The organism is Paraburkholderia phenoliruptrix, from assembly GCF_047325075.1.
Taxonomy (GTDB): domain Bacteria; phylum Pseudomonadota; class Gammaproteobacteria; order Burkholderiales; family Burkholderiaceae; genus Paraburkholderia; species Paraburkholderia phenoliruptrix.
This window is the reverse complement of sequence record NZ_CP168530.1, coordinates 1805598-1822737: the sequence shown is the minus strand read 5'-3', so window position 1 is coordinate 1822737 and position 17140 is coordinate 1805598. Positions and strand designations below refer to the sequence as shown.

Sequence of the window (17140 nt, the reverse complement as noted above, 5' to 3'; positions counted from 1 at the left end):
TGCGACTACCCCAAGCGCGTGCAATCTGTTTGTCCCGCTTTCGCATACATCCCCTTTACAACACGTTTGATAACGATTCCGCGAACCCAGCGCGTCACGCAAAGTTCAGAGAATTCAGTACGCCTGAGTGCCGACAAACCCGCGCAGGATCGTGGCAAAGACTATCCGCAGATCGAGTGCGAATGACCAATGACGCAGGTAGTAAAGATCGTGTTCGACGCGCGCGGCCATCTTCTCCACTCGCTCGGTTTCTCCGCGATGCCCGTTCACCTGCGCCCATCCGGTGATGCCCGGCTTGACGCGGTAACGGTCCATGTACCCGCTAATCTGCTTGCGGTAGAGTTCGTCGTGCTCGATGGCGTGCGGACGAGGTCCGACCACCGACATTTCGCCGCGAAGTACATTGATGAACTGCGGTAGTTCGTCGAGGCTCGTGCGGCGCAAAAAGCGGCCGACCGGTGTGATGCGCGGATCATCGCGAGTGGCCTGCCTCACCACACCCTGTTCCGGGGCATGAATACGCATGGACCTGAACTTGTAGATAGAGAACGGTCTTCCATTCAGCCCCTTGCGGCGCTGCCGGAAAAACACCGGACCGGGCGACGAACATTTGACGCATACCGCAATGCCCAGCATCAGCGGTGACAAAGCGAGCAAGGCGAGCGCCGCGAACACGCGATCGAATACTTCCTTACCGGTGATCCCCTCGCACGGCAGCGCGACGGGCGACAAGCTGATTGCGGGCCGGCCGATGTAGGCGAGTGCCCGCCCGTGCTCCTCGACGCCGAGCGCCTCGACGTCCGGTAACAGGCGCAGATCGATCAGCGTGTCGCGCAGTGCATCCACGCAGCGTTGCAGCGATGCCTGTGCTGTGGCGGGAAGTGCCAGCCACACTTCGCGGATGGCATTCGCTTCTATCGAGTCGTGGACCCGTTTCAATGCAGAGAGATCACGGTCTATCGTCGATTGATCTGCTTCTGCGCCCACGGCGCCCAGTTCGACGATATCGACAATCCTGAAGCCAGATGCAGCGTTCCCCTCCGTGTCCCGCGAAACGCGATCGAAATAGCGTCCGTAGCCAATGATCGAAACATGCCGCAAGTCGTGACCAGCGTGACGGTATCGACGCAGCAGCGAATACACAAAGGTTCGTGTGGCAAGCAGCAAAGCGGCAGTCAGCATCGTCCACGCGAGCAGCCAGCGGGCAGACAGCATGTGCATGCCGCCGAGCAGAAGCACCAGTGCGCTCGCCATCGTCTGAACTGAGACCCACGCTGCGATGAGACGCAAAAAGAGCGGATGCAACGGCCTGCCGCGCCACGAGAGATAAATTGAAAACCCCGGGAAAACGACTGCAACCATGGCCGCCACCATTGCAGCGAAGAGACAATGCAGCAGCGGGTGCGGCACCGTTTCGCCAAAGCAGAGCCGTGCTGCAATAACGGCCCCCAGCAAGGTCATCGCGATATCGCACAGTCGAGCAAGAACGATCTTCATCGGGTCTCTCCAGATGGGCGGTAAGCATGTCAACGACTAGAGCCACACCGAACGGCTAGTCGCCCGTGAGTACGACACGAAGGCACGGCGGGAAGCGATTTCCCGACGGCGTCAATGACGCGCAACTCGCTTTATCGTCTGCGCGTGCATGAGTTACGAGTGGAATTCAATTGCGCTTGATATGCGCTTCACCATCAATTGAAATGCAATTGCATTCGGTGAAACGGATCATATTCGCGGCAATGGCGGCCCATTAATCCACGTCCGATACGAACACAGTGTTGGCGGAAACGAGCACATCCACGATTTTTCGGCAGATCGCGCGAAATGAGCGTGCTCGGCATCGGCGTTGCCGAAGCCGCACAAGGCTGAGGGAGTGAAACGGATAGAAGAGTTCGCGAGCGTCCGCGCGCCATCAGGATAGCGGCAATGCAAACCTTATTGCAGATGAAATATCAACCTTATTGGCGTCTTAATTGCCGCTACATCGAGGACTATTTCCTGAAGTGCGTTTGCCGCCTCGAACCGCTTTTCGAAGCGGTGACGCCGTGGCGTCACGACCGCTCACTGGCAGCAAGGCGTTCCATGCGGCCCGGAATGCGCGGCAAGACTTTGCCGCGCGGCCAGTTCAACGCAAAGCCCATCGGCACACCGAATAGCAGCACCCAGCGCACGACGTAATACACCAGCACATTCGAATCGAACAGGAAAAAGAGAAACGGCAAAGGCCACATCACCGCTCGCAGGGCCGTCCATCGTGACGAACGCCGCCCCACCCTGTTAAGCGCGATGAGAAGCCATACAGGAATCGCGAACGACAGCACGAATCCCATCAAGCCGAAATTGACGAGGAACTCGCCCGGCATGCCGAAGAGCAATGTCGTTTTATCCATTGTGCCGCGCTCCAGTGCTCGCACGATCTCGCTCTTCTCCTGCGCGAACGTATCGGGCTTGTCATGCCACAGTGCGGTTGGAACAATCGACGCCAGTGCGCCGACAAAACTGCGGCCCATTGCGAGTTCGTACGCGGGCTTTGCTACTTCATTAATGGCGACGGCCTGGACGTCGAAACGCGACAGATCTCGAAACAGAAACGCACTCAACGGTCCCATGCTCACTTCGAGATCCCGCTGCTCCGCGAAGCGTTGCGGCAGTTTCGCGAGGTCCGAATAACCTAACCCCAGCTTCAACGGTATCAGCACAATGCCCGTGAGCGCGACGCCCAAGCCGAAGGTGCGCGCCTTTTTCGCGCTAATAGGTTTGACGAAGCCGTGATAGAGAAAAAGCGCGAACACGAGCACAAACACGATGCCCTGACGGCTGCCGGCCACGCCGGCGGAAAGCCACCCCAACACACCCAACTGCGCGAATGCAATAGTCGTGAACAATACGTTTCGGCGTCTCCTTATGGTGAGACAAACGAATACCCAGAGCGGGGAGGTGTTGGCAAAAGCCTGAATCACGCCGAGGCCGCGAAACGGATCGTAGTCGGTACCGTTACTTTCCACGCGAGTGTCATAAAGTTGCACGACGTGCGAATAGCCGCCGAGCTTCGCGTACATGAACGCGAGCGCGCACAGCGAGAGTGCTGCAAACAGATAGGCGAGGCCCCCTGCTCTCGCCGTTCTATCCGTGCGCGCAGTCCAATGCGTCAGCATCTTTCCGTTTATATCGAGCGCGATCCTGGTCAGCGCCACGCCCGCCATACTCAATAAGTACCAGAGAACGACCGGTGCACTGTCTTGGGGAAACAGCTTCAGATAGATCTCGTCTCCCACCAGCAACTGCCAGAGCGGAAAGATCCCAAAGAAAAACAGAAGGAAAAACCGGAACCAGCGGACCGTCGGATTGCGCGGTTTGATCGACAGGATCATCGCGATCAGCAGACCGTTAAGAATAATGGTCAGTGCATGCGCGCGTGCAGTGTAGAGAACGACAAGTGTGATTGCGCACGCCATGCCGGCTACGAGCGTGAGCCACAATGCTTTGAGATTGCTGGAGGGCGCGGGCATGCGTCCACTGGATTTGATTGCGATCATGGCTGTCATGTTTATGTGGTTTTTCTCCGCTCCGCCGCCTCATGGACCACGCCGGATAGCCGTTCGGTACGCTTGCGCAACGTGCTTTTTATCCATCGATTGAGGCTCACTTCGATAATCGAAAAGCAGGCGTAGCCCGCTACCAATGCACTGGACACGAGAATCGCGATCGAGGCGAACGGATGGTGTTGAATACCGTATCGTTTGACAATCAACGCCGCGGCGGCCAGCGCGAATGGATGAGCGAGGTACAGCGAATAGGACGCTGCGCCAATGGCCGTCGCAATTCTGCCGGGAATCGACTCGCACGCCGCGCGAACCAGCCACTCCATACTGACCATCCCCGCAAAGATCATCATGAAGGGCAACCCATACGTAATCACTCGCCCATTGGCCGCGTCATTGGCGGGCATGACAACGAGCGCGAGAAGCCCACCTACGACCAGCGCGAGGCTCAACAGCAGCGGCCGCGAGTCGTCGCGTATGTAGAGATAGGCCGCGATGCCCATGACAAACTCAAGCAGCAACGGCGAAGTCAGGAACCTCAGCGTAGGATCTGACGGCGTCAGGATCATCCCGCCAGCAACGAAAAAAATCAGGACTGCGCAAGTAAACGGTAGACGCGTGCGCATTGGAAAGCTGAACGACGCGGCGAATACAAGATAGAACAGGAACTCGTAGCTCAGCGTCCACCCTGTCTGTATCAGGAACTTGTCTCCCGTTGGAATCAAGGTGAACGAATTGATCACGGTCGTCGTGCCGCCGCTGCTGTTCACGACTGCGGGGTTCACCAGGTAGACCGCCAGCGCAACGAGCGACAACGTCCAGTAAAGCGGCACGATCCTGAGGACGCGTGCCTTGAGAAAGTCGCGTGCGCCGATCTCCCGGTCCATCGTTACATAGCACATGATGAAGCCGGAAATGATGAAGAAAAGATCGACGCCCGATCCGCCGAACTCCCACGTTGCGCCAGTGCCCGACATCTGTCCTTGCTTGTGAATGGCGTGGCAGACAACCACAAGAACCGCCGCCACGGCTCGCAAAAGCTGAACGGAGTACAACATGTGAGCTCCCGACTGCCAGATGACGTTGATCGATGACCGCGCGCAACCCGCGCTACGAATAGCGATTGGAGCGGTCGATGTTAGCATCGGCCGTAAATCAAATCCGTCATAACGTTTGGTGAAATCCGCCACATTGTTCGGCGCTCCAATCGTCAGCCGCGTCGTTGCGCTTCTCTCGGAAGCGCGCCATTTACCACCGCGTGCCAAGATGTTGGCAAAATCCGCCAGCCCTCCATTAGCGGTAAAAAGCGTCGGTAGCATACGTTCGAACGATTGAAGACGGCTTTGCAATAGCCACACAAGTCAAACATTTCGGGGAACGTACGACGATGGGCCCTCGCATCATTGCATCTCACGAGAACGCACTTGAAGCGACCACTTCGTCCCAGCAGGGCAATGCGAAGCACATTGGCGTTGCGCTCTTCAACGGATTTGCCCTGCCTGACGTTGCGTCCCTCATCGAGGTCTTTCAGTCGGCGAATGCGCTCAGCGACCCAGACCAATCCGGCCGCCCGCACTACGAGGTGTCGCTTCTATCCGCGTCGGGTGGACGGATTGCGAGTTCATCTTCGGTATTTATCTGGACCGATGGCGTGGGTTCGCTGCGCCGGGACGATCACTTCCACGCGCTATTCATTGCGGGTGGGATCGGCGCGACAACGGCGTTCCGCGACGACCGTCTGATTGTCTGGCTTCGACGCGTGTTTGCCGGCACTACGCTGGTTCATGCCATCGCCGAGGGAAGATTGCTGCTGGACGCGGCGGGCCTCACGGGTGCGAAGAGCACGCGAACAGACGAGCGTCACTACACGGATGCCAGAGGCGCCGGTGGCGCGATAGACCATTCGCTAAGCCCGCTGCAAATCGCTTTGCGGCTTGTTGAGCAAGACATCGGCTCGGATATCGCACGCCAGGTCGCGCAATGGGTCGCGCCGCGGCAGAAGCTCGAGCCGGAGACGACCATTCGTGCAAGGCCCGCGCCGCATGTCAGCGAACAGATTCAGGCGTCCGCGAGATGGCTGGAAGCCAACGGGACGCGCCCCGTCTCCATCGAAGCGGTAGCGCAGATCGCGGCAATGAGCGAGCGCAATTTCCTGCGACGCTTCAAGAACGAGATGGGCGTGACGCCTTCAGACTATCTTCTGCACGTACGGCTCGAAATGAGTTGCAAGTTGCTCACGAGTACGAGCTTGCCGGTCGACAAGATTGCGCGCCGCTGCGGAATTGGCAGCGGTGGACGCCTCGCCAAACTCTTCCGCAAGCATCTTTCGACGACACCGACCGAATACCGCATGACAAGGCAAGGCCTCAGCAAACCCTCATGAGCCGCCAGGCCGCTTCATGAACGACTGTCGATCATCACGATGACGGCCCAGAATAAGAATATATGTAGAAAGAAAAAGCAGTCGCCGCAATTGCATCGAATTGACGAATAAGATCGACTACTCGATTATTTTCCGCAAATCGGTCGATTTCACGCCGCTCTGCGCGCCTGCCAACGGCTTAATCCAGCATCGCCAATAGTTCTGCGACGCTCACATTGGGCAACTTCCGGGCGATCATATCCCAGAAAATAAGTTCGTGCATAGCGCGAGCCTCCGCGTCGGTATTCCACTGGCGGGCACCGACGATGGTGTCGGCGGTCTCGCAGGCCGCATCGACGATTGCCTGAATGTATTGTTTACGCATATCCGCGTTAACGACCGGCGTTCGGACTTATTTAGCCTCGCTCGCAATCGTTTGCGAAAATATTCCGTGCCTTGCGATTCGGCGGGAAGCGCGTCCGCCCTAACCGGACGGGGCTGGACGGCGATTTCACTCTACCGTATGCATTATTCAGGTGCAAAATCCGCCCCGCGGCTGAAAAATAGCGGTTCCGGCGTTCCGTTCCTTTACACGTGCCGAAGCACACGAACGCTGCGTCGTAACATGCCGACACAATGGAAAATTCCTTCCCGTATATTCAGGTGTGGTGCGCATAGCCACAAACAATGATATATAGACGCGCTTTGTCTTCAGAAAAACTCACCAAAAAAAATTAACCAGACTCTTCGGCAGACGTGTAAGGATGTCAATTGGATAAATACGCTTTTTTGGTGCATCTTTTGTATGACCCTGATGTCGCGAACTGCCAATTTGTTGGCCGATTCAGCCATGTAATAATGGACTGCAAGCTAATCGTATAGGATTGGCTCACAACAAGAAAAGACAGAGCTAGAAGGCTTTGCAGGCCAATACATTCCGGGGAAAAAAGATGGAGCTAATAGAGACTCTGCCGCGCTGCACACCGCACAATGTCGAAGCGACGCGAAAGACTGAGGTAACGCATGTCGACATTGCATTGTTCAATGGTTTCGCCTTGCCGAAAGTCGCGGCGATCATCGAAGTCTTTCACAAGGCCAATGCGCTAACCGCGTCGCAGCGCTCGGGTCGCGTCTATTACGACGTTTCATTACTGTCGGCCGCAGGCGGCCGGATTGCGAGTTCTTCGTCGGTCTTCGTCTGGACGGAAAGCGTCGAAACGCATAGAGGCACCAATGACCGCCATTTGCTGTTTATTGCGGGCGGTGCGGGCGTTGAGCACGCATGCCGCGATGAGCGCCTGAGCGCCTGGCTGCGGCGCCGCCATCCTTTCAGCGAGATCGTTCATCCCATTGCGGAGGGCCGGCAGCTTCTGGAGGTAACCGGACTGCCGAGCCGCTATTGTCCTCTCATGTACGGCGAGCAGGACGCGCACGAGCCGTATTCGAAACGCTCGCTCACCGAGGCACCTACAGCCGTCAGGACGGCATTACGACTTGTGGAAGAACATCTGGGCCCTGACCTCGCGAAGCAGATCGCGGAGTCTATCGCGCCGGAGCATAGAACGCCGTTCAGCAACGCAGCGACGCATAGCGCGGCGCATCACGTCAGCGAGAAGATCATGGCCTCCGTTCGCTGGCTGGAGGCGAACGTCGACCGCCCCATTTCCATCGACGCAGCAGCCCAGGTCGCCGCCATGAGCGAGCGCAACTTCCTGCGGCGCTTCAAGAGCGAAATCGGCATGACACCTTCGGACTATCTGCTTCGAGCCCGCTTGAACATGAGTTGCCGGATGCTGATCGAGTCGCGTTTGCCGGTCGACAAGATCGCGCGGCGCTGTGGGATCGGCAGTGGTGGTCAGTTGGCCAAACTATTCAGAAAGTATCTGTCCACCACGCCCTCCGACTATCGGATGAGCAACAGCGCACCGTTGAGCAGTCCGTCCTGATCGGGCGCATCGCCTTCCTGTTCGTTTCTTTCGCGCCGCTTTTCTCAGACTGCTTTTCTCAGACTTTGTCGGGCCGTTCCTGTCGCGCAGCACCGGCTGCGCCGCCTGCTTGCATTCTGCAGCTACCGCCGGCTACACGCTCATCCACTCCGTCATTCGCACCATGATCCAGGCAACTGCGCGCCGCTCCTCCTTTCATGCCCAGGGCGCTCGCGCCTTCTACCGCGGCAACCCCGTGTACACGCAGGCGGCACCGCTTCGAATCGGTCTGCGTCTATGGGGTATCGACGAATATGAGGTGCTGTGTTGGGGCGAGCGGCTGCCCACGCTGGGCGAGCGCATCGTGTGGGACATCGTGCACGATCCCGATAGCGATGACGCCGGCATGGTGATCCACCTTGTGCGGTCGTCCGCGGCAACACTCGGTTCGTTCTGCTGGAACTGCGTCGGTGCAAACCGGGCGATGTACCGCGCAACGCGCTCCTCCTCGCTCAACGTGGCGGTATTTTCGGGCGACCCGCGACGTTTGCCGACACCGCGCCACGGGTTATGGGCGATGGCCGGTAGACGCTCCGAAGCAGAGACGGTCCACGAAGTCGTCCGGACACTCGTGTTCCCACACATGATGGATACACGTTGACACCGGTGCGTCACGTGTCCCGCCGCTGACAACCTGCTCATCCCTGTTCGTTTCTCCGTTACGCGATTCGCTTCCTTGCTGGCGAACGGCGCGCGCGATAGTAACTTTCCTAGCGGTATCAACGTTCGCGCAGCAACGCCGCCGGCGCCGCTGCATGCGGTGCCACTGACCGGCTGCCTGAGTTCAGTGCTAATCAGCCTGCATTCCGTAGCTAACGGCGGCTCGTCGGCGGCGTATCCGGCCGACGGGCAAAGCCTGCGCCGGACACCTCATGCAATGCCAGCCGCGCGCCCTTCATCGGTTATGCGTCGCCGGCGGCCTGTGCCGGGACGCTCAGTCGCGGCACAGGCTCATGCCGTCACGACGTCGAGACAATTCAACAGGGAAAGACACCATGCCTCATATCGAACCAGGTTCGTCCGCATCCGGTAACAACTCGCCTCTGCCGCCGCCCGGCGGCATTCCTGCCGAGCCCGCCCGGCCCGCCGCCACCCCGCAGCCGCTCGTGCCCGGCATGCCGCCCGCGAGAGCACGGGGCACGGAAAGCTCGGGCGTGCAGCCCGGGCCGGCGGCGCGTTCACGAAACGCCCCGCCGGCTTCGCCGGCCGACGCGCCGACGCCGCCCGCGCGCAGCGCATGGCCAACAGGCAAGGCATTCATGGGCGAATATCTGAGGGCCAATGGCTGCGGCGCACTTAGCCGCAATGGTGAGCTTTCGACGGTGGGACGCGCGTTGCCGCCGCTGACTCCGCAATCGGTGGGCCGCTATTTCAAGGAGCCGGCGGGCGATTGGCCGCGTGACCGCAACAAGCTCGGGCCCGCGGTCAACAAAAACCTGGAGCGGCTCGCCGGCATGGAAGCAGGACCGCAGCGCGAACAACTGCAACTCGAAACGACGCTGCAATGGCACGCGCTCTGTGAAGCCGAGCAAGGCGACGTGCTTGAAACGCTCGGCACGCAGCAGGCCGGACTTCTCGGCGATACCACGCGTCAGGCTTCGCACGATCTGCCGCGCACGCCGGTTCGCGACTGGCTCGAGCACACGGCCGTCTTCATGAAGCCGGAAGTCGCCGGGCGGCTACTCAGTTCGTGCACACCAGAGGCGCGCCAGACTCTGGAGATGCCGATGAAGGCCGCGGGCGACGACGCGGAACTCAAGGCCTTGCTGAAGGACCGCTTCGCCGGTCTGCGCATGACCATGCCGCTCGACCACATGTACGACTACACGGGCTTCTGGTGGGACAACAACCGCCAGATCGGCACGCTGCCCGAAGGCGTCGCGGAGAACATCAAGGTCTGCGTGGTCGGTGCCGGTCCCGCCGGCATCATGGCAGCGGATGCGTTGAACCGCATTGGCGTGAAGCCCGTGGTGCTCGAACAGGCGGACCACATCGGCGGACGGATTGCGTCCGGACGTTGGGAGGGAGACCCGACGCCCTATCATCCTGGCGGCATGCGTTTTCATACGACGCGCGGCAACTTCTACTGGAGCATTGCCGAACACTACGGTCTGGAGCATGTGCCGTTTCCGAATTCGAGCTCGGTGCCGACCTCGTACATCATCGGCGGCAAGGTTTATGAGGCGCAGCCGGGTGAGCCACCGGAAAACGCGACCATGCGCAAGGTCGCCGAGGACGTCATGCGTTCAATGACGGAGCCGCTCCTCGCGCCCATCCGCGAGGCACGCGACGCGGGCGATACCGCGCGTTTTCGCGAGCTTTGCGACGAGGCGAAGCAGAAGTTCGACAGCCACACGTTCCAGTCCGGCCTCAAGGCGCTCCTGAAGGAAAACGGCATCACCTGGAACAAGGACGAATGGCGCACGTTCGGCGCGACAGGCATCGGCGTGGGAGGCTATTCGGGCTACTTCAGCACAGGCTTCCTGGAGGAATTCCGCTTTCTCGTCGATGAGCGTCTCGAGGATCACGTCGCGCTCGTGGACGGCGCCGACGCGCCGCTCTACAAGATGATCGAGGATAGCGAGGATCTGCCGGAAGGCACGGTATCGCTTGCCGAGCAGAACGCGATTCAACTGAACGCCGAAGTACAGAGCATAAAAAAGGTGGACGGCAAATACCATGTCACGTGGCTCGACAAGTCCAGCAACGAAACAAAAACTGCGCAGTACGACGAACTATTCTTCGCGGGCGGACCACGTGAAGCGGTACGTCTTGGCCTGACCGGACCACAGGCCGGTTCCGAGCCGCTGTTGCCGGACGATTTCGCCGCCGCCATCAAGGACGCTCGGGTGGTGGGCGCCACCAAGATGGCTGTCAAGATCGCCGCAGACCTGCTGGAAGACCGCGAACTGCCGGGTAATGTTCAGGCAGACGAACTGTTCCAGCAATCTTACGTAGTGCCGGCCCGCGACGGCGGCGCCGTGGTCTACCCGAGCTATACGCTCGGCGACAATTCGACCAAGGTCGCCGGCATGGAAGGCCGCGAGCAGATGGACCTCTTTATCCGGACGCTTCGCGACGTGGCTTCGCGCGATCCGGACAATTCCGCCCATCAGAAGCTCGCGAATCTCGCCGACGTCGTCGAGCAAAGCCGCGACGGCATCGCATATACGCACTGGGGACTCGAGCGTCACCAGTGGGGCGCGTTCAAGATGGACGGGCCCGATCAGCTCGACAACACGCGCACGCTGTACGCCGCGCTGTTGCGGATGAGCGATGGCGCCATCGCAATCGGCGAGGAACTGACGTTCGAGGGCGGCTTCGCGAGCGGAGCGCTCGCATCGGCAACGCACGGCGTTCAGCAGTTCGTGCGGCGCCAGGGCGGCAAACTGCCGCCGAATTCGCCGTACTACCAGGAGTTGCTGTAAAGCGGCGCGGCGCGCCGCAAAACAAGTGCTTTCCCTATAAGTTGCCTTATTGCTTGACATGGACAATTTGATTTCATAAATTCGTTTCCATTCTGTCGCCATGCAGTTCGTGGCGGCACACGGCAACGTTGCCGTGCTACACATGGAAGGCTATGCAGCCCCCTAACTTGCGTTTCCAACGCTGGTCAGGGGGCTTTTTGTTTTGGGAGACGAAAACAGCAATGTCGCACTACGACCTGGCAAAGCCCGGCTCAGAGGAACTCGTCATCGCGTGCGTGCAGATGGAGCCGCACATCGGCGCCAAACGCGCCAACGTGGCGCGCCTGATCCGGCATGTGGAAACCGCCGCGAGCCAAGGCGCATCGCTCGTCGTGTTGCCCGAACTGGCCACGACCGGCTATGTGTTCGCGGATCGCGAGGAGGCATTCTCGCTGGCCGAAGGACTGCCCGATGGGGAGACGTCGGAGCTTTTCGCCGATACCGCGCAGCGGCTCGGCGTTCATATCGTGACGGGAATCGCAGAACGTGCCGGCAAGCGGCTCTATAACTCGGCGCTCTTCACCGGCCCTTCCGGTCATATCGGCATCTATCGCAAGCTGCATCTGTGGAATAACGAAAACCGCTTCTTCGAACCGGGCGATCGCGGCGTGCCGGTGTTCGGCACCCCGCTCGGGCGCATTGCGATTGCCATCTGCTATGACGGCTGGTTTCCCGAGACCTACCGGCTCGCGGCGATGCAAGGCGCGGACATTGTCTGCGTGCCGACCAACTGGGTGCCGATGCCCTCGCAGCCCGAGGACCGCTCCGCGATGGCAGCCACACTCACGATGGCCGCCGCGCACAGCAACGGCATGGCAATCGCCTGCGCGAACCGCATCGGCACCGAGCGCGGGCAGCGCTTCATCGGTCAAAGCCTGATTGTGGGCGGCGATGGCTGGCCGCTCGCCGGTCCCGCGAGCATCGACCGCGAAGAGGTGCTGTACGCAACGATCGACGTAAAGCGCACGCGCGCCGGGCGCACGCTCAACGCTTTCAATCACGTGCTGCGCGATCGCCGGGCCGACGTGTACGACCCCATGCTCGGCGCGCGCTGGCCTTCCTTTCAGACCTGAACGTCGCCATATGTTTAGTACTCCACCCTACTCACAACCACTGCGAAGGACATCATGAGACCGTACGCTAAACTCTTCCTCGTTGCCGCCGTCGCGGCACTCGCCGGTGCCGGCACCTGCGCCAGCGTGTTCGCCGCCGAGCCGATCCGGATCGGCGTTGCAGTCGGGCTCTCGGGCGCGAACAGCGTGGTGGCACCCGCGGTGGTGCAGGCTTCGCAACTGGCCGTCGACGAAATCAACGCGTCCGGCGGCATTCTCGGCCGCCAGGTCCAGCTGGAGATCACCGACGACGCATCCGGTGCAGTCGGCGCGCAAAAGGCGTACGACACGCTCGTGTTCCAGAAGAACGTCGACGCAATCATCTCGATGGAAACGAGCGCCGCGCGCAATGCCGCGCTGCCCATCGTCGCGCGCGGCAAGAAGCCGTTTATCTACACGTCGTTCTACGAAGGACGCTCGTGCAATCCGTGGATGTACGTGAACGGCTGGGTGCCGGAGCAGCAGGTCGCGCCGGTGGTCGATTACTTCGCGAAGGCAAAGGGCGCGAAGACCTTCTATCTGGTCGGCAACGATTACGCGTTCGGCCGCGGCATGCTGCAGTTCACGCGCAAGTACATCGAGGCGCACGGCGGCAAGGTGGTCGGCGAAGAATACCTGCCGACCGACGGCACCGACTGGACGCCGATCCTCTCGAAGATCCGCGCGGCGCACCCCGACGCGTTGATCAGCGCCACGGCGGGCGGCGCGCCCAACGTCGCACTCGCGAAGCAGTTGAAAGGCTCGGGCCTGACGCTGCCCTACGGCAATCTCGCCATCGACGAAGGGACGGCGAAGAGCATGGGCGACGTCGCGACCGGCATTTATATGTCGGGCTCCTATCTAACGAGTATCGATACCTCCGCGAACAAGAAGTTTCTCGCGGCGATGGACAAGCGCTTCGGCAACGACGTGAAGACGCCGAACGAACTGTCCGAGCCGCAGTACGAAGCGTTTTTCCTCTACAAGGCCGCCGTCGAAAAAGCGGGCTCGACCGATCCCGGCAAGGTCATCAAGGCGCTCGATCAGGTATCGTTCAATGGTCCGCGCGGTCAGATCGAGATGGTCAAAAGCCGGCATACGCCGCTCGCCATGCGTCTCGGCCAGATCCAGTCGGACGGCTCGGTGAAGATTCTGCAGACTTTCCCGGACGTCGATCCGGGCGCGCAGTGCCCGAACATCAAGTAGGCGCTACCGGCAATACGGCATCCGCCCGAGCGCGAGCCTCGCCGCGCGTTGCCCTGCGTTTTCGCGGATGCGACTGGAGACAACCATGGTTCTCGCATTAGACATTCTGACCACCACGGCCGTGCTGTTCATCGTCACAGCGGGCCTGATGGTGATTTTCGGCGTCATGAAGATCGTCAATTTCGCCCACGGCGCATTGCTGACGATGGGCGCGTACGCGAGCTTCGTCGTCACGCAATTGAAGCTCAACCCGTGGTTCGGTCTGCCGCTCGCAATCGGGGTTGGCACCGTGGTCGGCATGGTGGTCGAGCTGATCATCGTCCGGCCGCTGTATAAACGCCCGCTCGACGCGATTCTCGCCACATGGGGACTCGGCATCGTGATCGGACAACTCATCGTCATGACGTTCGGCCGCGAAGTGCAGTTCGTCGAGACGCCGTTAAAGGGTGTGGTGTCGATTGCAGGCACCGACTACTCCGCTTACCGCCTGTTGCTGATCCCGGTTGCGCTCGGCCTTTGCGCCATCATGACTGCGCTCTTGACCGGCACCCGCTTCGGCGTCAAGACGCGCGCGGTCATCATGAACGAGGACCTTGCGCGCGGACTCGGCATTCATTCGGGACGTATCCGCTTCATCACCTTCAGCCTCGGTGCGGCCTTCGGTTCGCTCGCCGGCGTGCTGATCACGCCGCTCTCGAGCGTTGACCCGGACATGGGCCTGCCATGGCTCGTCAGCGCCTTCATGCTGGTGATGGTGTCCGGCCATTCGATGCTGAGCCTGCTCGTCACCTGCTTCGTCTTCGGCGCGTGCCAGGTGCTCGTCAGCACCTTCGTGAGCCCGGTGCTCGGCGGTCTGACCATTGCCGTGCTGGCCGCGCTCACATTGCGTATCCGTCCGCGGGGGTTTTCTCATGGCTAAAGTCAATGCGTCGCTGGACCATGCCGGGCGCGATCCGTCGGCGGCCGGCGAGCATCCCGGCCGCGCGCAAAAGCCATTGCGCGCTCTCGCTGCGATCGGCGTGCTGGGCGTTCTGTTGATCGCAGCAGGCCCCTTCGTCTTCGGCACCTACCTGCTGAACGTGCTGATCCAGGCGTTCTTTTTCTCGATCGTCGCGGTGACGGTCGATATCCTCTGGGGTTACACCGGCTATCTGACGTTCGGCCAATCTGCCTTCTTCGGACTCGGCGCCTATGCAGCCGGCCTTGTCTTCACGCACGGCGGCTTCTCGACGGCATATGTGCTGCTGGCGTTCGTGGCCACGCTCGCCGTGACGACAGGCGTCGCCGCCCTGCTCGGCTGGCTGTCGTTCTATCGCGGCGCTTCGCCGTTCTTCGCGACCGTGATGTCGCTCGTGCTGCCCATTGTGCTCAGCCAGTTGCTGCTCTCGGGCGGAGAATGGACAGGGTCGAGTTCAGGACTCACCGGCTATCAGACCTTCGATCTTTCGCTCGAGGCGTGGTACTGGATAGCAGGCGCCGCGCTCGCCGTCGTCGTGGGACTCGCCTGGATCTTCGTGCGCAGCGACGGCGGCCGCGTGCTCGCGGCGATTCGCGACAACGAATCGCGCTGTCTGTATCTCGGCATCAACACCTCGCTCGTGAAGATCGTGCTGCTCGTCGCCACCGCGGCGGTGGCGGGACTCGCCGGTTTTGGGTACGGCTCGTTCAGCGGCGTGGTCGCACCGGAATTGACCGGCTTCGTGCTCGGCACACAATTGATCATCTGGGTGGCGCTCGGCGGACGCGGCACGTTGTGGGGCCCGGTGATCGGCGCATTGCTGATCAACGTGGGCACCTCGTATTTGAGCGGCATCATGCCCTTCGCCTGGCAGCTGATTCTCGGTGCCGCGTTCGTGGCGGTGATCGTGCTGTTGCCGCAGGGGCTCGTGCCGCTGCTGCTCAAGCCGCTGCGCCATCTTGCGGCCGAGACGGGCGAACCGGCACTCGTCGAGCGGCCGGTGCGCGACGATGATGAGCAGAGTGCGTCCGCGCCCGCACTGCAGATGAGCGGCGTGGCGCGTCATTTCGGCAGTCTGAAGGTGTTGCAAGGCATCGATCTCGATGCGCAGGCGGGCGAGCTCGTCGGTCTCATCGGCCCGAACGGCGCAGGCAAGACGACGCTGATGCGCTGCATGAGCGACGGCGCGGAGCGCTCGGCCGGCACGGTCATGCTGTGCGGCAACGACATCCGGCAACTGCCGCCGGACCGTTGCGTGCGCTTTGGTCTCGGCCGCAAGTTCCAGAACGCCAACATCTTCGAGACGCTGACGGTTGCGCAATGCCTGCGCATTGCGAGTACGCTGATCGAGCGGCCCTCGCTCGTGCGGCGCTCACGCACCCTCGCGTTGCCGCCGTATGCGCTGGAGGTGATTCGCGCAACCCACCTGGAACGCAAGCTCGGCGCCGTGGCGAAAGATCTCTCGCATGGCGAACAACAGGCTCTGGAACTTGCCATGGTGCTCGCGCTCGAACCGCGCATCGTGCTGCTCGACGAGCCGACCGCAGGTCTCACGAAAACCGAGCGCACGCAGATCGGCGACGTGCTTGCGGCGCTGGCTCACCGGTATAAGCTGTGCTGTCTGCTGGTCGAGCACGACCTCGACTTCGTCGCGGGCATCGCCACGCGCATTGTCGTGCTGCATCAGGGGCGCATTGTGATGCAAGGGAATTTCGACGAGGTGGTCAACTCGGAACTCGTCAGAACCATTTATGCCGGCACCGCGCAAAACGATGCGGCCGTCGGCACGGCGACACAACGGGAGGCTTCGTGAGCCAGATCGCGTTGAACCTGAAGGACGTGACAAGCGGATACAAGGCGTCCGTCGTGCTCCGCAAGCTCTCGTTTAGCATCACGAACGGCGAAGCCGTCGCATTGCTCGGCAAGAACGGCATGGGCAAGACCACGCTGCTGAAAACGATCATGGGTTATCTGCCCAAGCAGAGCGGCGCGGTTTATGTGCTCGGGCAGGACATGACACGCCTGCCGCCGCATCGCATTGCGCGGGCCGGCATTGCTTATGCGCCGCAGGAGCACGCGTTGTTTCAGGACCTCAGTATCCGCGACAATCTGCGGCTCGGGCTCGCAAACGTTTCGGTGTTCGACGAGCGCTTTGCCGAGATCGAGCCGATTTTCCCCGTGTTCGCCACGCGTCTGCGCCAGTACGCCGGCACGCTGTCGGGCGGCGAGCAGAAGATGCTGCTGGTCGCGCGCGCGCTGATGATGCGCCCGTCCATCATTCTGCTCGACGAAATCACCGAGGGCTTGCAACCGTCCGTGATCGACCGGCTGGCGGAGGCCCTGTTGTGGGAACGCAGCCGTCACGGCACCACGCTCCTGCTGATCGAGCAGAACGTGCCGTTCGCGCTGAAGGTTGCCGACCGGTACGCGGTGCTCAAGCAAGGCGAAATCATCGACGAAGGCGACGCGAAAGAAGAAGCGGCGGCCGAATCGATCTACGAACATCTGCGCGTCTGACTTTTGCGGGCC

Annotated in this window: 13 protein-coding genes; 9 read left to right on the top strand and 4 right to left on the bottom strand. The window is 61.0% G+C overall.

What is annotated here, in order from left to right; genetic code table 11:
* Positions 1-114: 114 nt before the first annotated feature.
* From ACEN8U_RS08070 to ACEN8U_RS08060, 3 genes are all read right to left on the bottom strand, one after another.
* A complete protein-coding gene (locus tag ACEN8U_RS08070; RefSeq protein ID WP_310107884.1) occupies positions 115-1497 on the bottom strand; it encodes an undecaprenyl-phosphate glucose phosphotransferase in 1383 nt (460 codons plus the stop codon).
* Positions 1498-2051: 554 nt separating this feature from the next.
* Complete coding sequence (locus tag ACEN8U_RS08065; RefSeq protein WP_310107882.1) at positions 2052-3545, bottom strand: hypothetical protein; 1494 nt, start codon at positions 3543-3545, stop codon at positions 2052-2054.
* A gap of 2 nt (positions 3546-3547) precedes the next feature.
* On the bottom strand, positions 3548-4861 hold the full coding sequence (locus tag ACEN8U_RS08060) for an acyltransferase (protein WP_310107880.1): 1314 nt from the start codon (positions 4859-4861) through the stop codon (positions 3548-3550).
* A gap of 68 nt (positions 4862-4929) precedes the next feature.
* Here ACEN8U_RS08060 and ACEN8U_RS08055 point away from each other — a divergent pair, with 68 nt between their 5' ends.
* Positions 4930-5925 (top strand): GlxA family transcriptional regulator, encoded by a 996-nt coding sequence (locus ACEN8U_RS08055; RefSeq protein WP_310107879.1) that lies wholly within the window; start codon positions 4930-4932, stop codon positions 5923-5925.
* A 178-nt stretch (positions 5926-6103) separates the two neighbouring features.
* Here ACEN8U_RS08055 and ACEN8U_RS08050 read toward each other — a convergent pair whose 3' ends face one another.
* Positions 6104-6289: a hypothetical protein gene (locus ACEN8U_RS08050; protein WP_310107877.1), complete on the bottom strand. Its 186-nt coding sequence runs from the start codon at positions 6287-6289 to the stop codon at positions 6104-6106.
* 565 nt (positions 6290-6854) lie between these two features.
* On the opposite strand from ACEN8U_RS08050, the gene ACEN8U_RS08045 reads away from it, so the two are divergent.
* From ACEN8U_RS08045 to ACEN8U_RS08010, 8 genes are all read left to right on the top strand, one after another.
* Positions 6855-7850: a GlxA family transcriptional regulator gene (locus tag ACEN8U_RS08045; protein ID WP_310107875.1), complete on the top strand. Its 996-nt coding sequence runs from the start codon at positions 6855-6857 to the stop codon at positions 7848-7850.
* A gap of 163 nt (positions 7851-8013) precedes the next feature.
* Positions 8014-8490 carry a hypothetical protein gene (locus tag ACEN8U_RS08040; protein ID WP_310107873.1) on the top strand — a complete coding sequence of 159 codons (477 nt, stop codon included), beginning with the start codon at positions 8014-8016 and terminating at the stop codon, positions 8488-8490.
* 394 nt (positions 8491-8884) lie between these two features.
* Positions 8885-11317, top strand: a complete 2433-nt coding sequence (locus ACEN8U_RS08035) for an FAD-dependent oxidoreductase (RefSeq protein ID WP_310107871.1) — start codon at positions 8885-8887, stop codon at positions 11315-11317.
* Positions 11318-11538: 221 nt separating this feature from the next.
* The gene (locus ACEN8U_RS08030; RefSeq protein ID WP_014973496.1) at positions 11539-12429 is read left to right on the top strand and encodes a nitrilase family protein; all 891 of its coding nucleotides are present in this window, start codon (positions 11539-11541) and stop codon (positions 12427-12429) included.
* Between the two features lie 54 nt (positions 12430-12483).
* Entirely contained in the window at positions 12484-13653 is a 1170-nt protein-coding gene (locus ACEN8U_RS08025; RefSeq protein WP_310107869.1) for a substrate-binding protein, read from the top strand.
* Positions 13654-13738: 85 nt separating this feature from the next.
* Positions 13739-14572 carry a branched-chain amino acid ABC transporter permease gene (locus ACEN8U_RS08020; protein WP_310107867.1) on the top strand — a complete coding sequence of 278 codons (834 nt, stop codon included), beginning with the start codon at positions 13739-13741 and terminating at the stop codon, positions 14570-14572.
* Positions 14565-16424 carry a branched-chain amino acid ABC transporter ATP-binding protein/permease gene (locus tag ACEN8U_RS08015; protein ID WP_310107866.1) on the top strand — a complete coding sequence of 620 codons (1860 nt, stop codon included), beginning with the start codon at positions 14565-14567 and terminating at the stop codon, positions 16422-16424. Before ACEN8U_RS08020 ends, ACEN8U_RS08015 begins: the two co-directional genes overlap by 8 nt.
* Complete coding sequence (locus ACEN8U_RS08010) at positions 16421-17128, top strand: ABC transporter ATP-binding protein (protein WP_310107864.1); 708 nt, start codon at positions 16421-16423, stop codon at positions 17126-17128. Before ACEN8U_RS08015 ends, ACEN8U_RS08010 begins: the two co-directional genes overlap by 4 nt.
* Positions 17129-17140 lie beyond the last annotated feature (12 nt).